The 21,916-nt window shown below is 69.5% G+C and carries 24 protein-coding genes; 16 read left to right on the forward strand and 8 right to left on the reverse strand.

The window, feature by feature from the left end; genetic code table 11:
- The 5 genes from ABZ845_RS16820 to ABZ845_RS16840 all read left to right on the forward strand — a co-directional run.
- Positions 1 to 383: PP2C family protein-serine/threonine phosphatase (locus ABZ845_RS16820; protein ID WP_360979488.1), on the forward strand; the 383-nt coding region annotated here is incomplete at its 5' end.
- 206 nt (positions 384 to 589) lie between these two features.
- On the forward strand, positions 590 to 1,327 hold the full coding sequence (locus ABZ845_RS16825; protein ID WP_360979491.1) for a class I SAM-dependent methyltransferase: 738 nt from the start codon (positions 590 to 592) through the stop codon (positions 1,325 to 1,327).
- A 541-nt stretch (positions 1,328 to 1,868) separates the two neighbouring features.
- The gene (locus ABZ845_RS16830) at positions 1,869 to 2,720 is read left to right on the forward strand and encodes a hypothetical protein (RefSeq protein ID WP_360979494.1); all 852 of its coding nucleotides are present in this window, start codon (positions 1,869 to 1,871) and stop codon (positions 2,718 to 2,720) included.
- Positions 2,721 to 2,972: 252 nt separating this feature from the next.
- Entirely contained in the window at positions 2,973 to 4,442 is a 1,470-nt protein-coding gene (locus tag ABZ845_RS16835) for an APC family permease (RefSeq protein ID WP_360979497.1), read from the forward strand.
- A 286-nt stretch (positions 4,443 to 4,728) separates the two neighbouring features.
- Positions 4,729 to 5,943, forward strand: coding sequence for a beta-ketoacyl-[acyl-carrier-protein] synthase family protein (locus ABZ845_RS16840; protein ID WP_360979499.1), 1,215 nt, complete (start codon positions 4,729 to 4,731; stop codon positions 5,941 to 5,943).
- Positions 5,944 to 6,046: 103 nt separating this feature from the next.
- Here ABZ845_RS16840 and ABZ845_RS16845 read toward each other — a convergent pair whose 3' ends face one another.
- A complete protein-coding gene (locus ABZ845_RS16845; protein WP_360979502.1) occupies positions 6,047 to 6,553 on the reverse strand; it encodes a nuclear transport factor 2 family protein in 507 nt (168 codons plus the stop codon).
- Positions 6,554 to 6,737: 184 nt separating this feature from the next.
- Positions 6,738 to 7,211 (reverse strand): ester cyclase, encoded by a 474-nt coding sequence (locus ABZ845_RS16850; RefSeq protein WP_360979505.1) that lies wholly within the window; start codon positions 7,209 to 7,211, stop codon positions 6,738 to 6,740.
- A 436-nt stretch (positions 7,212 to 7,647) separates the two neighbouring features.
- Here ABZ845_RS16850 and ABZ845_RS16855 point away from each other — a divergent pair, with 436 nt between their 5' ends.
- The 7 genes from ABZ845_RS16855 to ABZ845_RS16885 all read left to right on the forward strand — a co-directional run bounded on the left by ABZ845_RS16855 (position 7,648) and on the right by ABZ845_RS16885 (position 12,617).
- Positions 7,648 to 8,028, forward strand: a complete 381-nt coding sequence (locus tag ABZ845_RS16855) for a WXG100 family type VII secretion target (protein WP_360979508.1) — start codon at positions 7,648 to 7,650, stop codon at positions 8,026 to 8,028.
- A 59-nt stretch (positions 8,029 to 8,087) separates the two neighbouring features.
- On the forward strand, positions 8,088 to 8,408 hold the full coding sequence (locus ABZ845_RS16860; RefSeq protein WP_360979511.1) for a WXG100 family type VII secretion target: 321 nt from the start codon (positions 8,088 to 8,090) through the stop codon (positions 8,406 to 8,408).
- Positions 8,408 to 10,165, forward strand: a complete 1,758-nt coding sequence (locus tag ABZ845_RS16865; RefSeq protein ID WP_360979514.1) for an RNase A-like domain-containing protein — start codon at positions 8,408 to 8,410, stop codon at positions 10,163 to 10,165. Before ABZ845_RS16860 ends, ABZ845_RS16865 begins: the two co-directional genes overlap by 1 nt.
- Positions 10,166 to 10,252: 87 nt before the next feature.
- A complete protein-coding gene (locus tag ABZ845_RS16870; RefSeq protein WP_360979517.1) occupies positions 10,253 to 10,813 on the forward strand; it encodes a hypothetical protein in 561 nt (186 codons plus the stop codon).
- Positions 10,814 to 10,878: 65 nt separating this feature from the next.
- Positions 10,879 to 11,238 carry an RNase A-like domain-containing protein gene (locus tag ABZ845_RS16875; protein WP_360979520.1) on the forward strand — a complete coding sequence of 120 codons (360 nt, stop codon included), beginning with the start codon at positions 10,879 to 10,881 and terminating at the stop codon, positions 11,236 to 11,238.
- Positions 11,239 to 11,320: 82 nt separating this feature from the next.
- Complete coding sequence (locus tag ABZ845_RS16880; RefSeq protein ID WP_360979523.1) at positions 11,321 to 11,986, forward strand: contact-dependent growth inhibition system immunity protein; 666 nt, start codon at positions 11,321 to 11,323, stop codon at positions 11,984 to 11,986.
- A gap of 118 nt (positions 11,987 to 12,104) precedes the next feature.
- Entirely contained in the window at positions 12,105 to 12,617 is a 513-nt protein-coding gene (locus tag ABZ845_RS16885) for a DUF2231 domain-containing protein (RefSeq protein ID WP_360979526.1), read from the forward strand.
- A gap of 105 nt (positions 12,618 to 12,722) precedes the next feature.
- Here the strand turns inward: ABZ845_RS16885 and ABZ845_RS16890 are convergent, their stop codons facing one another.
- The 3 genes from ABZ845_RS16890 to ABZ845_RS16900 form a co-directional block, all read right to left on the reverse strand.
- A complete protein-coding gene (locus ABZ845_RS16890) occupies positions 12,723 to 13,196 on the reverse strand; it encodes a DoxX family protein (protein ID WP_360979529.1) in 474 nt (157 codons plus the stop codon).
- A gap of 142 nt (positions 13,197 to 13,338) precedes the next feature.
- Complete coding sequence (locus ABZ845_RS16895; protein WP_360979532.1) at positions 13,339 to 13,875, reverse strand: FMN-binding protein; 537 nt, start codon at positions 13,873 to 13,875, stop codon at positions 13,339 to 13,341.
- A 10-nt stretch (positions 13,876 to 13,885) separates the two neighbouring features.
- Positions 13,886 to 15,235: a ferric reductase-like transmembrane domain-containing protein gene (locus tag ABZ845_RS16900; RefSeq protein ID WP_360979535.1), complete on the reverse strand. Its 1,350-nt coding sequence runs from the start codon at positions 15,233 to 15,235 to the stop codon at positions 13,886 to 13,888.
- Between the two features lie 250 nt (positions 15,236 to 15,485).
- Between ABZ845_RS16900 and ABZ845_RS16905 the strand changes: the two genes are divergently transcribed.
- Both ABZ845_RS16905 and ABZ845_RS16910 read left to right on the forward strand, forming a co-directional pair.
- Positions 15,486 to 16,226 (forward strand): response regulator transcription factor, encoded by a 741-nt coding sequence (locus ABZ845_RS16905; protein ID WP_360979538.1) that lies wholly within the window; start codon positions 15,486 to 15,488, stop codon positions 16,224 to 16,226.
- Positions 16,223 to 17,704, forward strand: coding sequence for a HAMP domain-containing sensor histidine kinase (locus tag ABZ845_RS16910; protein WP_360979541.1), 1,482 nt, complete (start codon positions 16,223 to 16,225; stop codon positions 17,702 to 17,704). The genes ABZ845_RS16905 and ABZ845_RS16910 overlap by 4 nt, the downstream gene beginning before the upstream one ends.
- 64 nt (positions 17,705 to 17,768) lie before the next feature.
- Here ABZ845_RS16910 and ABZ845_RS16915 read toward each other — a convergent pair whose 3' ends face one another.
- The gene (locus ABZ845_RS16915) at positions 17,769 to 18,560 is read right to left on the reverse strand and encodes an alpha/beta hydrolase (protein ID WP_360979544.1); all 792 of its coding nucleotides are present in this window, start codon (positions 18,558 to 18,560) and stop codon (positions 17,769 to 17,771) included.
- A 139-nt stretch (positions 18,561 to 18,699) separates the two neighbouring features.
- Between ABZ845_RS16915 and ABZ845_RS16920 the strand changes: the two genes are divergently transcribed.
- A complete protein-coding gene (locus ABZ845_RS16920; protein WP_360979546.1) occupies positions 18,700 to 18,828 on the forward strand; it encodes a hypothetical protein in 129 nt (42 codons plus the stop codon).
- 5 nt (positions 18,829 to 18,833) lie between these two features.
- On the opposite strand, the gene ABZ845_RS16925 is transcribed toward ABZ845_RS16920, so the two are convergent.
- Both ABZ845_RS16925 and ABZ845_RS16930 read right to left on the reverse strand, forming a co-directional pair.
- The gene (locus tag ABZ845_RS16925; protein ID WP_360979549.1) at positions 18,834 to 19,742 is read right to left on the reverse strand and encodes an NADP-dependent oxidoreductase; all 909 of its coding nucleotides are present in this window, start codon (positions 19,740 to 19,742) and stop codon (positions 18,834 to 18,836) included.
- Positions 19,743 to 19,763: 21 nt separating this feature from the next.
- Positions 19,764 to 20,834, reverse strand: a complete 1,071-nt coding sequence (locus ABZ845_RS16930; protein WP_360979552.1) for an alkene reductase — start codon at positions 20,832 to 20,834, stop codon at positions 19,764 to 19,766.
- 269 nt (positions 20,835 to 21,103) lie between these two features.
- On the opposite strand from ABZ845_RS16930, the gene ABZ845_RS16935 reads away from it, so the two are divergent.
- The gene (locus ABZ845_RS16935; protein WP_360979555.1) at positions 21,104 to 21,637 is read left to right on the forward strand and encodes a MarR family transcriptional regulator; all 534 of its coding nucleotides are present in this window, start codon (positions 21,104 to 21,106) and stop codon (positions 21,635 to 21,637) included.
- Positions 21,638 to 21,916: the final 279 nt, after the last annotated feature.

The raw sequence follows: 21,916 nt of genomic DNA on the forward strand, positions 1-21,916 counted from the left end.
AGATCGTGAACTGCGGACACCCCCCGCCTCTGCTGATCCGCGACGGAAGCGTTCAGGCACTGGCAAACCGTGACCCGGCCCCACCACTCGGCATGCGCGCCCTGGCGCCGGCCGGTGGCACCACGGACACCTTCGCCTTCATCCCGGGCGACACCCTCATGCTCTACACCGACGGCGTCATCGAAGCGCGCAACCGCGAAGGCACCTTCTACCCTCTTGCCCGCAAGGTCGGACCGTGGGCCCGGTCCACCCCGCAATCCCTCGTGCAGCGTCTGCGCCTCGACCTCCTCACCCACTGCGGAGGACGCCTCGGAGATGATGCGGCCCTCGTCGCAATAGAGAGGCTGCCCACCACTCCTCCCGCTCTCCACTCAAGTGCTTGACCACCTCGGGTGTGATTGCGGTACAGGAAGTAGCGCTGAGATACGGGCCGTCGGTCCGCGACGGAGGAGGCGGACCGACGGAGCCCCGGCGATCGCCCTGGGAGTACCGCCCCGCTGCCAGGTACTCCGACAACAGCCCGTTCGTCCTTCGAGTTCGCAGAAGTAATCGAGGTGCGTATGGCCTGTGGCACTGTCAGGCTGCGTGGGTGAATCGTGAACAGATCTCCGGGATCGCCCATGCCGACCACCCGATAAAGTCCCCGCTCGACGACGACTCGGTGCGCCGGCTGCTGGAACGCGGCCTCCCGCGCGGCAACGAGCGCGTGCTCGACCTTGGTTGCGGCAGCGGGGAATGGCTGCTTCGCGCGCTGGCTGCGCACCCGCAGCTGCAAGCAGAGGGAGTCGACATCTCCGGGGATGCCCTGGTGCAGGCCCGCCAGGCCGCGAGCGGCCTCGGGGTCCAGGAACGTCTCGCTCTCCACCACCAGGAAGCCACGGACTTCTCCTCCCCGCACTTGTTCGACCTGGTGCTCAGCGTCGGGGCGACGTATGCCTTCGGCGGCCTGCTCCCCACCCTCGCGGCAGCACGCAAGCATCTTGCTCCAGGTGGGCACGTGCTGATCGGTGAGGGCTTCTGGGAGCGTGAACCTTCCCAGGAGGCCGTCGAGATGCTCGGGAACTTCACGGACCTGGCGACCACGGTGGACCGTGTCGTCGCCGACGGCTGGACTCCGGTCCACGGGCACGTCAGCACACGCGGTGAACTGGACGACTACGAGTGGGCCTGCTGGGGGTCGCTCGCGTCATGGGCCCTGGATCACCCAGCCGATCCGGAGAGTTCGCACGTGCTTGAAACGGCCACCACTCGCCGCTCCGAATGGCTACGCGTCTACCGGGACACCTGGGGCTTCGTCTGCCTTGTTCTGCGACAGACGTCCGACTGACCCCGGACCCGCCCCGGCAGTGAGTGATCGTCAAGCTTGTCGGACGTCTCCCGTAGGAGTCCGTGACAGCGTCGGCCGCGCGCTCGATGCCGGCATCGCCCCCGGCTTCCGCCGAGGCCGCACCCATCATCGACGCCCTGACCGCCCGTTACGCGCAAACCTTCAGCCGCGCCGACGGCCCGCCCGGCACTTCGAATCACAGGCAAGTTTGTCCGAGATCTCTCTGGTGCCTTCGGCGCGGCCCGCTCGCCGTGAACACGGCGTGCCCGGCCGCCGTAAGTCGTAGAACCGGAAGCCTTCCGGTGCCCTGACGATCCTCGGCCTCGGCCGGATCCGGCGCGGGAGTTCGAGCTGGAGGTGGCGGCTGCTCTGCGAAGTGCGGACGAGGCAAAGGTTGCGGCTGAAGCACAGCGGGCGCACTGACACAAGGTCCATGGTGCGGACGTCCAGGACGCGTTCAGGTCGACCTCGTCAGGGTCGAACGGAGATCCAACCCCCCCACGAGCACAGGAGCACCCCTTTGACGTCGACGAAGTCTGTGATGAAGAAGCTGCCTGAGGTCACGCTGGCGTTCTGGGTCATGAAGATCGCCGCGACGACCCTGGGCGAGACGGCGGGCGACCTGTTCTCCCAGACGCTCAAGCTCGGCTATTTCCTCACCACGATCGCCCTGTTCCTGGTCTTCGTGGCGACGCTGGTCGTGCAGCTACGGTCCTCCCGGTACAGTCCGTTCTTCTACTGGACCGTGATCCTCTCGACCAGCATGGCCGGCACCACGATGTCCGACTTCATGAACCGCGACGCCAGCGACAAGTACCTCTCGGGAGGCGCCACTTCACTGGGCTGGGGCCCGCAGGGCCTCGGCCTCGGCTACCCGGAGGGAGCCGCGATCCTGATCTCGATCCTCCTGGCGATCTTCCTCGTCTGGAGGATCAGCGGGATGACGTTCCAGATCCGGGACATCGTCACCTTCAAGGGAGAGGCCCTGTTCTGGGCGGCGATCCTCGTCTCCAACACCCTCGGTACCTCGATGGGCGACTTCCTGTCCGACAGCTCCGGACTCGGCTACCTGGGCGGTGCGGCGCTGGTGTCCAGCGTGCTGGCCGCCCTGGTCGTCCTGATGAAGGTGCCCGCCGTCCCGAACGTCCTCCTGTTCTGGATCGCCTTCGTCCTCACCCGGCCCCTCGGCGCCACCGCAGGCGACTTCCTCACCAAGCCGGTCGCCAAGGGCGGACTGAACCTCGGCACCGCGGGCTCCTCGGCCGTGCTGCTCGCGGTCCTGTTCGGCCTGATGGCCTACGCCCACATCCAGGAACGCAAGGCCGTCACACCGAGCCTTGAGACTGTCGGCCCGGAGGCCGCAGCGGCCCGCCAGGAAGCAAGTCGACGGTAAGCACCGGTCGGGGCGCGAATGCACCGCCGCTTGGGGGCGGTCGCGGCTGCGCGTCCTCACCGGCCGGTGCCACCGCTCTCGCCCGGGACGCCGCTGCCGCGCCGCGGAAGCAGTACTGATCTTCCAGGTGCGCAAGTGCTGTGCATATGCCTTAGATGTACGAAGAAGTGCATCGATGGGAAGCCGGCGCCCTGGCCGTGAGAGCCGGTGCGGGTGCCGACCGACTGGGCGTGGCGGAAGGCGGGTGCCGAAGTGGCGGAAGCGGCTTCGCCGGGCTCCGAGGGCGGGGAGGACTCCGCTGCCCTGGGGGGTTATCAGCAGGAGTTGAAGCGGACGCTCGGCTCCTTTCAGGTCTTCGCGATCTCGTTCGCGTTCATCTCGGTGGCGGTCGGCATCTTCTCGACCTACGACGACGTACTGCAGAACGCGGGGCCGGTGGGGATCTGGCTGTGGGTTATCGCGACGGCGGGTCAGGTGCTGGTGGCCCTGGTGGTGGCGCAGCTCGCGGGACGTATCCCGCTCAGCGGCTCGTCGTACCAGTGGGCCTCGCGGCTGGCCAACCCGAAGGTCGGGTGGGGGTTCGGCTGGCTGAGCTTCTGCTACCTGGCCATCGCGGTGGTGGCGATCGACAACGCGCTCGCGAGCCAGGCGTTCATGCCGCTCGTGGGTATGCAGCCGGGCGAGGACACCGCGCGGGCGATCACCCTGGTGATTCTGCTGGTCCAAGCCGTGATCGTCGTGGCCTCGACACGCATCGTCAGCCTGATCAACACGACCGCGGTGGGGCTGGAGCTGGCGTTGGTAGTGGTGGTGGCGCTCGCCCTCGCCATCGCGGTGGCGGTCACCGGCCGTGGCGCGGTCGGCAACCTCACCTCGCGCGGCCTCACCGAGCAGGCCCCGCACTACTTCGACGTCGGGGGCGGGCTCATGGTCGCGATGATCATGGGCCTCGCCACGCTTGTCGGCTTCGACTCCGCGGCGAACCTGGCCGAGGAGGCCAAGGACCCCTTCCGCAGCGTCCCGCGCGCGATCGTGGGGTCCGTCGTGGCCGCCGGTGTACTGGGGATCGTGTTCCTGATCTGCCTCACCATCGCGATCGAGGACATCCCGCGGATCACCGCGAGCGAGTCGCCCGTCGCGACGATCATGCGTGAGCAGCTGGGTCCGCCGATGGAGAGAGTGCTCCTGGTGGCCATTGCGATCGCGTTCTTCGGCGCCGGGACGGTGGTGATGACCGCGTGCTCACGGATGGTCTTCGCGATGTCGCGCGACGGGCGCTTCCCTGCCCACAGGCTCATGCGTCGAGTCAGCCCTCGCACGCAGACGCCGGTCCCCGCGACGGTGCTGATTCTCGTCGTGGGCGTCGTCCTGATGGTCGCGCTGCCGGGTGCCGCACTGCTGAAGCTGATCACGGCGTCCACGATCCTTCCGGCGATCATCTACGGCGCGACGATCGTCCTCTACCTGGCGGTGCGCCGCCGTCTGGACCGCAAGAAGGGCGCGTTCGACCTCGGGCGGTTGGAGTTGCCTGTCGCGGTCTGCGCGCTGGTGTGGACGCTCGCGTCCCTGTTCGTGCTGGTGTCGCCGTCCGAGGCGCTCGTTCCCGTACTGATCGTGGTGGGCCTGCTCGTCGTGGGTGGGCTGTTCCTCCTCGGCTTGCTGCTGTTCAACCGCCCGGTGTTGGAGTCCCAGCCCGGAGATGTGAGTGTCTTCGAGCACTGACATGGTGTTCCTCCAGTCCGGTCGACTGACCCGCCGTCGTGGCTGAGTGTCGTTGGCCGTCGTGATGGGGGAACGGGTTACCACCGGATGGGGCGGCCGGGTCCAGCCTCCGGCGGCCACTGGCGGCGGGTGCACCACGAGTCCAACCTCACCAATTGTTGGAACTTAACAATCGCTCGCTTTCGAATCGGTCGACTCCTTCCCTGATTTCCTTTCTGAATGCTGGCATGATCATGATGGGAGCACGTCACGCTATGTAGCATGTGCACAATTCGAGGAGGCTCGTGTGACCCGTAACGGTCGTGTGCTGGTGACGGGCGTCGGTGCGATGACGCCATTGGGAGCCGATGCGCCGTCGTCGTGGTCGGGGCTGCTGGACGGCAAGTCGGGGGTGCGTTTCCTGGAGGAGGAGTGGGCCGCGGACCTGCCCGTACACGTTGCGGCCGGGCTCACGGTGGAGCCTGCTTCCCTGCTTCCGAGGGCCGAGGCCAGGAAGCTGGACCGCGGTGAGCAGATCGCCATCCTCAGCGCGCGCGAAGCGTGGCGGGACGCCGGTGCTCCGCAGGTCGAGCCGGAACGATTCGCCGTCGTCATCGGTACGGGGACCGGTGGTGTCCTCACCACGCTGGGTCAGGACGACGCATTCGAACGCGCCGGGATTCGCCGTCTGTCGCCGTTCGCGGTCCCCATGCTGATGCCCAACGGGCCGGCTGCCTGGGTGAGCATGGACCTGGGCGCGAAGGGAGGCGCCAGGACTGCGGTGAGTGCCTGTGCGTCCGGGGCGGAGGCGCTCGCCCTGGGGCAGGATCTGATCCGCAGCGGGCGGGCGGACGTGGTCCTCGCAGGTGGGGTGGAGGCATGCCTGCACCCCTTCACCATCGCGGCATTCGCCCAGATGAAGGCCCTGTCGACGCGGTCCGTGGACCCGGAGACAGTGTCCCGCCCGTTCGACGTCGAGCGGTCCGGGTTCGTCATGGGCGAGGGTGCGGGGATGATGGTGCTCGAACGCGCCGAGTTCGCCCGAGCCCGTGGAGCACGTGCCCACGGCACGCTGGCAGGCAGCGCCGTGACTTCGAGCGCGAACCACATCACGGCCTCCGACGCGGAAGGCCAGGCCTTCGCCATGGAACTGGCGCTGCGCGACGCCGACCTGGCCCCGGCGGACATCGGGGTCGTGCACGCCCACGCCACCTCTACGGAGTCTGGCGACCTGGCGGAGGCCGAGGCGATCGGCCGGGTGATCGGCAGCCACACTGCGGTGACGGCGACGAAGTCGATGACGGGTCACATGATGGGCGCGTCCGGAACGGTCGGCGCCATGGCCGCTCTGTTCGCGCTCAAGGACGGCACGGTGCCGGCCACGCGCAACCTCGATGAACTCGACCCGCGCGTGGAACTGGACGTGGTACGCGGTGAGCGGCGCACCGGTCGGTGGTCTGCTGCGCTGGCCAACTCGTTCGGGTTCGGCGGACACAACGTCAGTCTCGTCTTCACCAAGTGACGACGAGCCCTTGAGCCGGTGTCGCGGCAGGCACCGTTCGCCCGGGCAAACGGTGCCTGCCGCGACACTAAGAGGGGCTCAGTGGTGTTCAAGGCCTCGCCGTTCAGTGGGTGGGCGGGGTCCAGTCCGCGGGCAGGCCGGACTGGGCGAGGACGGCGTTGAGAGCGTAGTAGTCCTGGTCGGACGTGATCCGCTGGCGGTTGTCGAGCTCGAGGAGAGTGGCCATCGGCACGGCGAAGGGCTTGGGTGCGCCCTTGAGGTGGCCGGAGTAGACCGCCTTGACGGTGATGTGGCCGCTGTCGCGGTATGCGGCTCGGACGGTGACGTGGACGTTGTCGATGAGGTCGTCGGAGTGGGCCTTCCAGCCGGCGATCTCTTTGCGGCCGTGGAAGGTGACGCCCACTCCCTGGTCGGTGTAGGTGCCGCTGGTGGTGAACAGAGCGCCGAGCGCTTGGGGGGTGGTGCCGTTCCAGGCGGCGGCCCAGGCCGTAACGGCCTTCGGCAGGCGCTGTTCGGCGGGCTGTGCGACGGAAGCGGTGGTGCCGAGCGCGGCGCAGACGGCTGTGGCGCCGATCAGCGCGGTTATGTCACGGGCTTGGCTGAACTTCATGGTGACGTTCCTTGGGCGATGGTGTGTCGGGGGATGGACCCGCAGTGCATGTGGCCGGGTGGACGCTGTTCGCAGCGAGTTGCTGTCCGAGGCCGGTGAGGTGGCTTCTTCGTCGACGACTGGCGGCCGGCGTCCTTGAGCGGCGCTCCTCCGGTTCCCGGATCAGCTTCGCGGTGGGGGTGTGTCACTGCACCTGGAGCTGGCTGACCAGTTCGAGGGTGTCGGAGTTGATCCAGTATTCGGCGAATCGGCCGTCCTCCATGCGGAGGGTGTCGGTGCCGGTGAAGGTGACCACGGTGCCGGGTTCGGCCTGGGCGCCGGGGAAGCCGCCGGCGTAGGTGCCGGTGGCCGTCCAGCGCACGGATGCGTAGTGGCCGTCGATCAGCGGGGGGACTTCGACGTCGAAGTGCAGGTCCGGGAAGGCCGCACGTGTCTGGCTGATCCAGGCCACCAGGCCGTCAGCACCCCGAAAGTTGCTGCCGTCTCCGCCGTCGAGTAGGGCGGCGTGGATACGGAAGTCGGGCGCGATGATGACCGCGGCCCGAGCCAGGTCGCCGTTCCAGAGCCGGACCCATGTGTCCAGCATCGTCCGCGTGGATTCGCGATGCCCCTGGGTAGCGCTTGACGTCTCCCCCGGCTGCGTTCGTTGGAGGTTCATGGGGGCGAGTCTGGCGAGGGGCGGTGTCCACTTTCCAGGTCCGGCAGAAGCGGTGGCTGTCCATTCCTGTCCGGATCTGCCCGACCGGTGTCGACGCGATCCTCGGCGCTGCGGAGCTGGGCTGAATCCGCCCCACCGCCCGTGGGAATCAGGGCGCGTCGTGCGAGTGTGCGTGGCAGCGCCCCCGGCCGATTCGGCTCCACCGGTTCTGGGCCGCCTTCAACGTCAACCACGTGCTTGCAAGAGCAACACGCTGTCTCGTATGCAAGAACCGGGGCCCTCGCCCGGTAGCCCCCGTGCCTGTACGGAGTCACCTCAGTAAGATCCCTGTGTTTGCGGCGACTTGAGATGCCGACCGCGACCGGACGGGGAACGGGGACAAGGAGTGGGCGTGCCTGGCGCAAAGAGGGACGGAAAAGGCGGTCCCGACCTGCAGGTGTCGTCGAAGGACCTGACGAAACTCGCCGGCGACCTCGGCGACATGCAGGATCACCTGACCAAGCAGGTCGAGCGTATGGATGCGATCGTCGACCGGATCGAGGCCGGCTGGAGGGGGCCGGCGGCGACGGCTTACCGCGAGTTCCACCGGGCGGCGGCCGAGGACGCCGTACGCATCCGGGAGGTGATGAAGCTGCTGGAGGAGGCCGTGCGGCTGAGCCGCGACGGCTTCAGCGAGCAGGACATCGAGGTGCTCGAGCGGATGCGGCGGGTCCGGGTGGACATCGACAGCGAAGTCGACAGGCTCTCCACGCCCGAACCCGGCACCGGGACGGGCAATGCGCCGGAACCACCGGCCAGCAGCCTGGCCTCCTTCTGACGGAGCCGCACGCCAAGTAGCCGATTCTCAATGGCCACTTGCCGACATCAAGGGGGATCATGTCGACCAAGCCCGCCGCCGACGACGACGGACACATAGCAGTCTCCTTCTCCACTCTCCACGAGGCCGCCGCCGAGCTGGAGGACATCCTCAAGCAGCTCAACGGCAAGCTGGAGGAGTTGTACGACCGTGTCGAGCCGGTCGTACTGTCCTGGAAGGGCGAGACCCGCGAGGTCTTCGTCGGGAAGCTGGATGACTGGGAGCACTGCGCTCAGGACCTGCTGGCGGCCCAGAAGTGGCTGCACGCCTATGTCACGACCGGCCACGCCAACTACGCGGCAGCCCACCGCGCGGTGCTCCGTGGCTGGGGGGCCGCCTGATGACAGACCGTCCCAGCGACGCCGAACGCCAGGAAGAACAGGACCGGCTGAAGACGGCGGCACCCGACGCCGGTGGCGGGTTCGACGTGCAGCCGCCGCACCTGTACTACTCGTCGGCGGTGGTACGCGACGGACAGTTCGACTACGACAAGGGCGCGACCGAGCTGGTCAGGGCCCTGAATGAGTACAGCCAGTCTGCGGGCGCCGGGCACGGACCCGACGCCTTCGCCAAGGCGTACATGCAGATCGCCGAGAAGTTCATCAAAGTCTGGGCGGCCAGCGTGGTGAGCGTCGGCGGCGTCGCGGTCGGCCTGACCCTGACCGCCAACAACTACCAGGTCGCGGACTGGTCGTCGCGAGGCATGTACGGGCCACCGCCCCGCCGTACTCCTCCCGTCGTCATCGACAAGGAGCCCGACTACGGGAAGATCAACGACATCAAGTGGTCCGGGACCGGCCAGGACGCCGACTCATGGGCGATCTCCGGGGCGCTCGGCAAGATTCCGGACTTCCTGGCCGATGTCATCCGTCCGGCCATCGAGTACGGGCTGAATCTTGGCAAGACCCATGAAATAACCCCGGGCGCCGAGGAGGACGACCTCAAGGGAATGGCCACTGCATGGCGGGCGGCCGGGGGCACCGCGCTGAAGGCAGGGGACAATTTCACCTCCGCCATCAGCTACATCACCGATCCGCATGGCAATAACGAGTGGCAGAGCGCGATGAAGTCGTTCTGCCAGTCGATCTGGGGCACCACCGCCTGGGGGCGCAGCCGGAACGCGGAGGGCCACATCGCGCAGCAGGGCAGCCGCAGCTGGAAGACCTCGGGAAACGTGCCACCAGGACAACGGCGGCCCATTCTGGAGGTCTTGCACCATACCGCCGACACCCTTCAGAAGACCTGCGACGACCTGGCGCAAGTTGCCAAGACCTGCCGGGAGACGACTACCCACCTTGCCGAGAAGGCGGCAGAGGGGATGGTGGAGGACTTGACGAGCGGGCGCGACCCATTGGAAATCCTCAAACTCGCGGGCACCGCTATGATCGGCGAACTTGTGATGTCTTTCCGCAGCCACATGGATCGGGCGGCAGCGGACAAGGCTGTCGATATCTACCAGCAGAAATTCAGTGACGCCGCCACCACGCTTCTCGCATTGGAATGGGAGCTGGACGAGGCGCTCAGAAGCGCACCCACTTTCATCGCGGAGGAGGCCAGAGCCGAGGCCTTCGGAGGCCGCTCGTTGAACGAGTTCAAGAAGGAGCACAAGCTGCTGAACGGGGAGAACCCTTTCCCGTACAAATATACGATCGACCTGACGATGGCCGAGGACCTCGGCGGTGGACACACCATCGACAAGCACGTCGGAAAGACCGACGCGCAGTTGCTCCAGCGCCTGCGTGATCAGGCCAACGGTTCGGGCGTGCCCACGATCCCCGCGGCCTCCAGCTTCGCGAACCTGGACTCCGCCCAGAAGTACACCCAGTACTGCATACGTCAGAACAGCGGTGCCATCGACGCCTGGTTGGCGACCGGACCTCCGCCGCAGCCGCCCAGCAAGATCTTCGAGGTCGGTACGGTGAACCCGGCAGCGAACGTGGCACCGGGTGTGGCCACCCGGCCGGTGACCGGGCGCACCTCCGTCGTGGTGGGCGGACACCCCACGCCGGTGACCGACGCGTACGGCGTGCAGACACGCCTCAAGTACGACGGCAGTCTGAACCCGCCCTTCGTGGTGGTCACCTCCATGCCGAAGTAGCCGGCGCGGGCAGAGAAGAAGCAGAAATAGGCTGGAGTCTCCGTGATGCCTTCGACGCCGACCGATCCACCCTTCCGGGAAGAGCCGATGACAGCGCCAGATGCCGAAGCCTGGGCCTACGCAGTGACCATGTACGAGCGGCGGTACACGATCGTCGTGGTGGGACCGCGCACGCACGAGGACTGGGCCCTGGACGTGCTTGCGCTGCTGCGCAAGGAAGTATCGGATCCGCGCTCCTGGCGGTCCCTGGAGTTCTACGGGGAAGGAGACGAGGAGTGGCGGTCTGACTGGCTGGCGCCCTTCGCGGCTCCGGGACCCGGCTGGCCGTCCAGGTTGCGACGAATTCCGCGGGCCTCTGCGGGCCGCCTGCTCGTCGCATTGTCGACGAACTGGCTGGATGTCACCTCGGAGCCCGACTTCGAGACCAAGCGACCAGAACTCGAGACCAAGGCGAATGTGATCCTGTCCCGCTTCCCCGAGCGCACCACAGAGTTCTTCGCCAATACCGGATACGAGTCGGGTGATGCCCCTGACTTCTATGTGCCCCTTACCGGATGCGACCCCTTCAGTGAGCACGATCGGGACATGGGCCTGATCGCTGTGGCGGACACGGAGCTCGGTATCTTCTGGTCCTTCGACGCCACGTGAGGGTACATTCCCCCATCCCCACCCTCCATGTGACGCCTTCCCTTGATGCGATCCGAACGGATGCCATGAACGCCACCGGTCAAACCAACGAGGATGACGACTTCGCGTCAGGGTCCGGGAACCTGACGCTCACGCGGAGCGCCACCTACCCCGACCGCGAGACAGCCCAGTGGGCCACCCAGCAGGTCGTCACCGCCAACGAGCAGTTGATCCACCGCTGGCTGGCCCAGTCGACGCGTGCGCGCCTGACCATCGAGGCGTCCTGGCCGTCCCGGCCGGAGCCGGTCGGCCGGGTGCTGCTGCAGGCGATGATGCTGGCCGGCCGCGAGCCGGTCGATGTGCGCGCGGCCCGGGTCGTTCTGAAGCGGGACGCCTCCCGCCCCCACGGTTTCACTGTCCACGCCACTTTCCCCGTCTACCTCTAGAGATCCGGCTGCACAGATCCGCGTGCAGAGACCCACCTTGTAGAGATCCACTCGTAGAGCCGACCCGTAGAGGCTTGCCACCGTGCCCCTGAGCCCCCTCGAACACGACCGCCGCTTCGGCGAACTCGACCAGGTGATCCGCGCCTACGCCGGTCAGCCTGCGGATGACACCCCGGACAAGCCCAGCGAGGCCCTGACCGCCTACTTGCGGCACACCTGGCACACCCGCCCGTGGGCTCTCGCCGCTGCCGAGCGGCAGTTGCGCGAGTATGCCGAGAATCCGCCGGGGCGGCTGAGGATGCGGCTCGGGGAGTTCTACGCCATCCCCGATGTCGGCCTGCCCGAGGGCGAGATCCAACAGTGGCTGTACTGCCTCGCCGACCACCTCCGGCACAGCATCGAGGAGGGCGAGGTCCCGCCCCCGGCCGCCCCCGCCACCCACTGGGAGTGGCACGCCCGCTTCCCCGAGCTGGGGCAGCTCCTGGGAGGCTGGTTCTCACAGGACATGCCGGACGACTTCGACGACCACGAGACGGCCGTGGACGACTACCGGACCACGACCGACCCGCGGCTCGTCGCCCGCCTCGTCGGGGAGCTGCACGAACTCCTCGCGCTCGACCTCGACGAGTCCGACTACGCACTCGCCGTCGCCGAGCTGGGCATGGAGGTCGATCCACCGGCACCGTATGCGCCCAGCGCCTGGCTCGCGCTCGTGGCCGAACGGCTCACCGGAGCGAGGACCGAGTAAGGGTCCGAGGCATGACAGGAGGCCACTTCACGGTGTCTCCCGGTCGCACACGTCTCAGAGGAATCTGAGAGTTCGCCGTGCCACGCTGGCGCCCCCGCCACCCCACAGGAGTACCTCGATGAGTCTGATCAACGGTTTGCCCGCCCATGTCCTGCTGGTCCATCTGGTCGTCGTGCTGATACCGCTCACCGCAGTGGTCCTGGTGTCGGCAGCGCTGTGGCCGCGCGCCGCCCGGCGGCTCGGGCCGCTGCTGCCGCTGCTGGCCCTGGTCGCCCTCGTCAGCGTGCCGCTGACCACGCAGGCGGGCGAGTGGCTGGAACGGCATGTGGACGACGACGCCCTGGTGCGGCGGCACACCGAACTGGGTGACGGGCTGCTGCCCTGGGCCCTGGGACTGTTCGTGCTGGCCGTGGTCGTGTGGTGGGCGGGAAGGCGGGCTTCCGCAGAGCCTGAGCAGGACGGTCGCGGCACGCGCCGGCTCGCCCTGCCCTTGCGGATCGTCGTGGGCGTGCTGTCGCTGGCCGTCGCGGCAGGCGCGGTGGTGGACGTCTACCGGATCGGCGACTCCGGGGCCAAGGCCGCCTGGCACGACTCCTTCTCGAAGACGGCGACGGGGGCGGAGAAGGGCTGATCACCAGTCCGCCCGGACCCGCCTCGTGCCTCGCGAGCAGCGACGCGCGGGAGCCCCTTGTGACCTCCGAGGGGCTCCCGCGCTCCGAGGGCTGTGCCCCGAGGACTACGAGGTGGGTACGGGCGCCGGGCTGTCGTCCGCCGCGGTGTCGTCCGCCGTGGTGGCCGTGCCCGTCCTCATCAGCGTCCCGAGTGCGTAGGCGCCGGGTCCGAGGCAGGCGATCAGCAGGAACGCCCAGCAGAACATGGCGGCCGGCTCACCCCCGTTGTCGATCGGGAACAGCGCGTTCGCCTGGTGGACGCTGAAGTAGGCGTAGGCCATGGACCCGGAGCAGATGACGGCCGCCGTTCGTGTGAACAGGCCCAGGGCGACCAGGATTCCACCCGTGAGCTCGATGACGGCCGCCCACCACCCGGGCCACTGCAGCGGGGGTACCGTGCCGCCGCCGTGGGCGCCGCCCAGGATGCCGAACAAGGACGCCGCGCCGTGACAGGCGAAGAGGAAACCGGTCACCGCACGGAACAGGGCCTGCACGAAGGGGCGCGCCGCGCGTAACGTCAGCGCTGGGGAGAAGTTCATGGGGGTCACTCCTCGGATCGTGGAAATCCGGCGGCGGATGCGAATTTCCGGCGTGAACATGACATGAATGGTGTAGCCGTGGACGCCCGCCTCCGCCAGTCACCGGGAGCTCTGGGTTTTCTCTGAACGCGCCTCGGCGTGTTCACAGGCCTGCCGAGTCCAGCGCGGACTGGAGCGACTGCTTGTAGCCCGTGCTGGTGTACGTGGCGCCCGACACCATGTCGATGTCCGCGCTCTGCGCCACCAGTGCCTCGCGCCGCAGTGCGGGCAGCGCATAGCCGTTGATCTCCTGGTCGCGAGGGTTGTCCTGTGGGTAGTCGACGGCCGTCACGTCCGTGAGCCTGCCGCCCTCGATCGTCACCCGTACCTGCACCGGTCCCCAGCGGGTCTGGACGGTGTCGCCGGTGACGGACCTGGAGCCGGTCGACGTGCTCGGTTCACCGGACGGGCCGGGTTTTCCGGACGGGCCGGGTTTTCCGGACGGGCCGGGTTTTCCGGACGGGCCGGGTTTTCCGGACGGAGCCGAACTGCTGGACACGGACGGGGACTTGGTGCCCGCGGTCGCAAGCGTGGGTCCGGTGTGCGGCTTCAGGGACAGCAGCAGCACCATCCCGCTGACCGTGGCGGCAGTGGCCACTACGATCCGGCGGAGCTGGTGGTTCTTCTTCAACGGGTGCATGCGTGCGGCCTCACAGCTCGAACGATTCGTGGTGGATTCGGCGGTCCGGCACTCCGGCCGCCCGCAGTGCCTCGTACACGTCCCGCGCGAAGCCGTGCGGGCCGCAGAGGTAGACGTCGTGCCCGCGCAGCCCCGGAAAGGCCGTGCGCAGCGACCGTGCCGTGAGGTCCGGCCGCTCGCCGCCGGGCCCGTTGAGCGCGTACAGCACCCGCGCCCCACGCCTGCGCGCGATCGCCTCCAGCTCGCCGCCCAGAGCCAGGTCCTCGGCACCGCGCGCCCGGTACAGCAGCGTGACCTCGCCGGGCAGGGTCTCGAACAGCGCGCGCAGCGGGGTGACGCCGACACCGGCGGCGATCAGCAAGGAGCGGCGGCCGGTGGCGCGGTCGGCTGTCAGGGAGCCGTAGGGGCCCTCCGCCCACACCCGGGTGCCGGGCTTGAGCAGCGCGACGGCCGCGCTGTGGTCTCCGAGCGCCTTGACCGTGATACGCATCAGGTCCGGGCGCGGTGGGGCCGACAGGGAGTACGGAGTCGACGTCCAGCCCAGGCCGGAGCCGAGGAACCGCCAGCGGAAGAACTGCCCGGGCCGTGCGCCCATTTCGTCCAGGTGCCGGCCGCGTACGACGACCGAGTGCACGCCCGGTGCCTCCCGGTGGACCGACTCCACGCGCAACCGGTGGCGGCGGTTGAGCCGGACCGGGGTGAGTACACGGAACCACAGCACCAAGGCCATGACCCCCAGGTACAGCGCGTACCAGGCGGCGGTGGCGACCGGCTTGCCGTTGAACTCGTCGCCCAGCGTGAGCTGGTGGAAGAAGGCGAGGAAGACGGCCGCGTACGTCAGCAGGTGGACGTAGTACCACAACTCATGGCCGGTACGGCGCCGCACGGCCCGAGCCGAGGTGACACCGACCGCGAGGAGGATGACCGTGCCCACGGTCGCCTTGAGCATGTCCGGGTAGTCCAGGACGACGGTCACCGTCTCATGCCACAGCGAGGTCCGGTCCTGAGCCGCGTACCCGGCAAGGATCAGTGCCACATGCGCGACGAGCAGGCAGACCGTGTAGCGCCCGGCCATCGCGTGCCAGCGGGCCACCCGGTCGGAGCCGACACGGGTCTCCAGCGGCGGCACCCGCGCCATCAGGCCGACCAGCACGGCGCAGGCGTAGCCGCACAGCAGTCCGGCGATCCGGCCGGCGCCGGTCAGCCAGCCGGCGGTGCCGACCACGGACGGGGTGTCCGCCCACCAGAGGGCGACCACGGCCCCCGCTCCCGCCCACAGCACCAACGGCACGGCCTTCGCGAGGGAGCGCCGTACGGGCGCGGGCGGGGCAGCCGCCCGCCGGGCATCCACGGTGGCCATCGATCGCCGTCCCTTCGGTCGCCGTCCTGTCGTTCGTCGTGCCTGGTCACTGTGCGGGCCGAAGCTCTCAGGGACCTCTGAACCGGCGCCCGCGCGGGCCCCTGAGAGAGAAATCTCAGGGACTTCTCAGACGGCACTGAACGGGCCGGTGCCGCCCCGCGCACAGGTCCGCTCAGAGGTCCGCTCAGAGAAAATTCAGAGCCGCGACGGTAGGACCCACCCCCTGGCACGGGTGATGCTGGTACACGCGATGAACACCACCCGTTCCGGCCGCCCGGTCCTGACCCGCCCCGATGGCACCCCGCTGCGCGTCCTCGTCGTCGACGACGATCCCGACCTCGCGGAGGTGCTCAGCGGTGCCCTGTGCTACCAGGGCTGGGAGGTGCGCGCCGCCGCCGACGGCGCCTCCGCGCTCACCGCCGCGCGAGACCTGCTGCCCGACGCCGTCGTCCTGGACGTGATGCTCCCGGACACCGACGGCTTCTCCGTGCTGCGCCGCCTGCACGAGGTGAAGCCCGACGTCTGTGTGCTCTTCCTCACAGCGCGGGACGCGGTCGAGGACCGTATCGCCGGGATCACGGCGGGCGGCGACGACTACGTCACCAAGCCCTTCAGCCTGGAGGAGGTCGTCGCCAGGCTGCGCGGCCTGCTGCGCCGGGCCGGCATGGCACGCATGCAGGCGCAGGGGCCGCGACTGATCGTGGGCGACCTGGTGATGGACGAGGAGGCCCGCGAGGTGACCCGGGCCGGCGAACTGGTCGAGCTGTCCCCGACCGAGTTCGAGCTGCTCCGCTTCCTCATGAGCAACCCGCGCCGCGTGCTCAGCAAGGCGCAGATCCTGGACCGGGTGTGGTCCTACGACTTCGGCGGCCAGGCGCACGTGGTCGAGCTGTACATCTCGTATCTGCGCAAGAAGGTCGACGCGGGCCGCGAGCCCATGATCCATACGGTGCGCGGGGCGGGCTACGTACTGAAGCCGGTGCCCCGGTGATCCGCCTTCCTCGCTCGAGCGACGTGCGCCGGCTGCCCCGCCCGCGCACCCTGCGTGCCCGGCTCACCGTGGGCCTGGTGGTGCTGCTCGCGGTGAGCTGCGCGGCCGTGGGCCTGGCCGCGGTGGTCGAGCTGAACGGCTCCCTCACCCGGCGTCTGGACGAGCAGCTCGCCCAGACCGGCACCCGGTTCCCGGAGAGCCTGGAACACCACGGCAAGCTGCCGGACGACCACGACGGGGACGAGTACGGCGACACCCGCCGGATGGCCACCGGCACCTTCGGCGCCCGCCTGCTGAACGGCACGGTCACCAACAAGGGACTGATCCGCGGCGGCGACCCGGCGGCGGATCTGAACGTCGACCTGACCGCGGCGGACGCCGGGCGCCTGGCCCGGCTGCCGTCCGACGGCGGCGCCCGCACCGTCCGGCTCTCCGCCCTGGGCGACTACCGGGTCGCCGCCTCCGCCGGCCGGGACGGGGACGTGCTGATCGTCGGTCTGCCGCTGGAACCGGTCCAGGCCACGGTGCACCGCCTGGAACTGGTCGCCGCGAGCGTCTTCGGCCTGGCACTGGTGGCGACCGGTGTGGCCGGGGCCTTGTGGGTGCGGTGGTCGCTACGGCCGCTCAGCCGGGTCGCCGCCACCGCCGCCCGGGTCAGTGAACTGCCGCTGGCCAGCGGAGAGGTGGTCCTGCCGCCCCGCGCGCCGCAATCCGACCCGCACGGCGAGGTCGGCCGGGTCGCCAGGGCCTTCAACCGCATGCTGGGCCATGTCGAGGACGCCCTGACCAAACGCCACGCCAGCGAGGAACGGCTGCGCCGCTTCGCCGCCGACGCCAGCCACGAGCTGCGCACCCCGCTCGCCTCGGTCCGCGGTCACGCCGAACTGGCACTCCTCCACCCGGGCCCGGTACCACCCGAGATCACGCGCGCCCTGCACCGCATCGCGGCCGAGTCCGCCCGGATGGGGGAGATGGTCGACGACCTGCTCCTGCTCGCCCGCCTCGACGCCGGCCGCCCTCTGGAGCGCGGCCCGGTGGACCTCACCCGCCTGGTCCTTGACGCGGTCACGGACGCCCGCGCCGCCGGTCCCGACCACAGCTGGACCCTCGACCTGCCCGAGGACCCGGTGACGGTCCAGGGGGACGCCCACCGTCTCCAGCAGGTGCTGGCCAACCTGATGGCCAACGCGCGTGTGCACACGCCGGTGGGCACCAAGGTGACGGTGACCCTGGAAGCCGACGCCGACTTCGCGGTGCTCTCGGTCCACGACGACGGCCCAGGTGTCCCCGAAGACGTCCGGCCGGGTGTCTTCGAACGCTTCACCAGGGCCGAGCACCGCCGCCATCCGAACGCCTCCGGCGGCGGGGCCGGCCTGGGCCTGTCGATCGTGGCGGCGGTGGCGGAGGCGCATGGGGGGAGCGTGAGCCTGGAGAGCGGACCCGGTTCTACGACGTTCACCGTCCGCTTGCCGGCGTAAGGCACTCGGCGCGCGCGTGGGGCCGGACCGCTGTTTACGGGTCCGGCCCCACGCGGCCTTGTGCTCAGACGCTGTGCTGGTCGACGAAGTCGCTGATGAGCCCCAGCCATTCCTCGGGGCGTTCCACCATAGGCAGATGACCGGTGGGGATCTCCACGAGCCGGGCGCTGGGGATGGTGTCGGCGATCTGGTGGTGCAGTCGGGTGGAGGTGAACCAGTCCTGGGTGGTGGAGATGACCAGGGTCGATGCCTGGATGCCCGCGAGGTCGTCGCGGACGTCGACCCGGGCGGCGAGTTCGGCATGCTCGGGGGTGCCTTCGGCGATGCCGGCGGCGGTGAATCCCACGGCCTGCTCGAGCTGCTCCTGCGACACGGCATCCAGCGCGTCGGCGCCCATGGCCATCATCACCAGGAACTGGGCCAGCAGTTCGTGGTCCGTCTCGGCCAGCTTGCGCCAGATGGGCAGGGCGAGCGCGAGCCGGTTGTCATGGTGCGGGAGGGTCGCGGTAAGCACCAAGGCGGTGACGCGCTCCGGGTGGCGGGCCGCCGCGCGGACGGCGACCGGGCCGCCGAGGGAGTAACCGGACACCGCGAAGGTCTCCAGCCCCTCGGCGACGGCGGCGGCGACGAGCTGGTCGGCCAGGTCGTCCAGCGACAGCGGCGTGGGGGAACGGGGGGTCTCGCCGCTGCCGGGGTAGTCGACGCCGACGACCTTGTGGTGGGCGGCCAGGCCCTCGAGGATCGGGCCGTAGGTCTGCTCGATGCTGCTGCCCGCGCCATGGGCGAGGGCAAGCCCGGGGCCGGAGCCCAGGACGGTGCGGGCGAAGGTGGCTTCGGGCAGGGTGCGTGCGGACATTGGGGTTCTCCTCTTCGAACAGGTAACGGCGTCAGCGGGTGCGGTGCCGGGACCAGGAGCAGATCTGCTCCAGGGCGGGCAGCAGGTCCCGGCCGTCGGCCGTGAGCGTGTAGGTGGCGGGCCCGGGCGGGAGCTGGTCATGGGTGATGAGCCCGGCGTCCAGGAGTTCTCGCAGCCAGGCATCCGGCGGGTGGGCCGCAGCCGGCCGGGGTGCCGGCTGCGGCCCGGGGCCGCCTCGCCCACTCTGGAAGGCGAGGCGGCGGCATAGGGGGGTCAGGGGAGCAGGACGGCCTTGCCGCGGTTGCGGTGGGCCTCCAGGTCGGTGTGCGCCTGAGCCGCTTCCGCCAGGGGGTAGGTGCGCCAGACCGGCACCGTGAGCTGTCCGGCGGCGGCCAGTCGCACCAGTTCCGGCAGGGATTCCCCGGCCTCGTCGGCGGCACCGCCGGCGCTGAAGCGGACGTCGTGCTGCGCCGCGGACATGTCGGCGATGGTGATGACGCGAGAACTGTCCCCGGTCAGGGCGACGGAGTCGGCGAGCACCCCGGCGCCGGAGGCGTCGAAGACGTGGTCGACTCCCTGGGCGGCCTCCGCCTTCACACGCTCCGCCCAGCCCTCGCCGTAGCGGACCGCGGTGGCTCCGAGCGCGGTGACGCGCTCCAGGTCGTGCTCGCCCGCGGTTCCGATGACGGTGATGCCACGGGCGGCGGCCAACTGCACCGCGACGGTGCCCACGCTGCCGCCCGCGCCGTGGATGAGCAGGGTCTGGCCCGTGCGCACGCCGAGCTGCTCGAGGACACGGGCCGCGGTCCGGCCGACCGTGACCAGCGAGGCGGCGGTCTCCCACGACAGGGACCCGGGCTTGGCCACCGGCCGGTCGAGCAGCGCGTACTCGCCGTAGCCGCCGCCGACGGTGGAGCCGAGGACCTCGTCGCCCACGGCCGCGTCGGCTCCCTCGCCGACGGCATCGACGACACCGGCCGCGTCCAGGCCGGGGATCACGGGGAAGCGGGCGGGGACGGCCCCGGCCATCAGACCGGACCGGAACTTCATGTCGAAGGGGTTCACCGAGGCGGCCCGCACCCGGATCCGCACCTGGCCCGGACCTGGCTCCGGAGTGGTGACCTCCGACAGCCGCAGCACCTCGGGTGCGCCGTACTCGGAGAAGGTGATTGCTTTGGACATCGGGAACTCCTTGCTCTGAACTCAGGCCGTGAGGGTGGGGTAGTCGGTGTAGCCGCGGTGATCGCCGCCGTAGAAGGTGGACTGGTCCGGGGTGTTGAACGGGCCGCCCTCGGCAAGACGCCGGGGCAGGTCGGGATTGGCCAGGAACAGGGCCCCGTAGGCCACCATGTCCGCGCTTCCGTCCTCGATCAGCTTCAGCGCGTCGGGCCCGGTGGTCTCGGGGTACGTGAACGGGTTGAGGACGAACGAGCCGGGCCAGGTCCCCCGCAGCCGCGCGGTCAGGTCCCGGTCCGGGCCCTCCATCACGTGCAGGTAGGCCAGTCCCAGGCCCGAGACGCGGTCCAGCAGTGCCCCGTAGACCTCGGCCAGGTCGTCCTCGGCGATGTCGTTGTACACGTTTCCGGGGGAGACCCGCAGGCCGACCCGGTGGCCGCCGATCGCATCCGCCACGGCGGCGGTGACCTCGACGGCGAAGCGGATGCGGCCCTCGACGCCGCCGCCCCAGGCGTCGGTGCGCCGGTTGGCGTTGGGCGCGAGGAACTGGTGGATCAGGTAGCCGTTGGCGCCGTGGATCTCCACGCCGTCGAACCCGGCCTCGATGGCACCCCGGGCCGCGGTGGCGAAGTCGTCGATCGTCCGCAGGATCTCCGCCTCGCTCAGCTCCCTGGGCGTCACGAAGTCCTTCGGGCCCTCGTGGGTGAAGACCCGGCCCTCGGCGGCCACCGCCGACGGGCCCACGGGGACCAGATCCTCGGGCAGCAGGCTGGGGTGGCCGATCCGCCCGGTGTGCATCAGCTGGGCGAAGATCACGCCGCCCTCGCGGTGCACGGCGTCGGTCACCGCGCGCCATGCCCGCACCTGGCCGGGCGTGTGCAGGCCGGGGGTGTCGGGGTAGCCCTGGCCGACCGGGGAGGGCTGGATGCCCTCCGTGACGATCAGCCCGGCGCCGGCGCGCTGGGCGTAGTACGTCGCCATCAGCTCCGTCGGCTCGGCGCCGGGACCGAAGGCACGGCTGCGGGTCATCGGCGCCATGGCGACGCGGTTCGCGAGGCGCTTACCGCCCAGGACGATCGGCTCGAAAGCAGTGGTCATGGTCTGTCTTCCTCGGGATGAGTGATGCCGCACGATCCGGGCACATGGGGCCCGCACCGGCGAATGCCTGTCCGAACAAGTAAATCACCTGTCCGAACAGGTAACTGCTCCGAATCCATTCCCGGGATCGAATGTGAAGCAGGTAACACGTTGTTACCTGCGCGTATGTGCCGAGAAGCCAGCGCGGATCTGAACGAGTCAGCATGAATCCGTGGTGTCACGAGGCGGCAGCTAGAGTTACGTTGACCGAGCAGGAAAGTGAGTGAGAGATGACGCAGTCCACACCGGACGCCTGGGCGGGACCCGTCGCGACGGGGGAGGAGGCCACCGTCCCGCTGCCGGCCGCGGCCGGCGGGGGGCCGGTCAGTCACGCGATCTTCCGCCTGGCCCGCCTGCACCGCATGTTCGCGGGACAACTGCTGCGCCGTATCGGCCTGCATCCGGGACAGGAGCTGGTCATGATGCACCTGTGGGAACTCGGCGCCCAGCGGCAGGCCGACCTGGTGCGACTGATGGACTCCGACGCCGCCACCATGACCCGCACCGTCCGCCGCCTGGAACAGGCGGGCTTCGTCCGGCGCCGCCCCTCGCCCACGGACAAGCGCGCCTCGCTCATCGAACCGACCGTGGCCAGCCACGCCCTGCGCCGTCAGGTCGAGCAGATCTGGACCCAGCTCGAGGACATCTCGACAGCGGGAATGACCGACGACGAGCGCACCGTGGCCCTGCGCACCCTGGAACGCCTGGAGCAGAACCTCGTGCAGGCCGCCGCCCAACCCGCGGACGCCGACGAGGAGGGCTGAAGCGGGAATTCCGGCGAATGAGCCCCTTCGGTGGCGACCGCCTCCGGCGGACGTGGCCCATCTGCCCTGGGCCATGGCCCGCGATGCGGCCGACGCCCTGCCTCCGCCGACCCGGCTGCTTGCCTCCTGCCTCGAACTCCAGGCCATCCAGGGGGTATTGCCCACGGTGCGGGGGATGATTCGAGCCGCGCTCCAGGCCTCCTGTCTTCGTCGCGCCTCGGGCGGGCTGACCTGCGGCGCTTCGGATCCCTACATTCCAGTATTGACATGTCGCAACTA

The organism is Streptomyces sp. NPDC047022 (assembly GCF_040644155.1).
GTDB lineage: Bacteria > Actinomycetota > Actinomycetes > Streptomycetales > Streptomycetaceae > Streptomyces.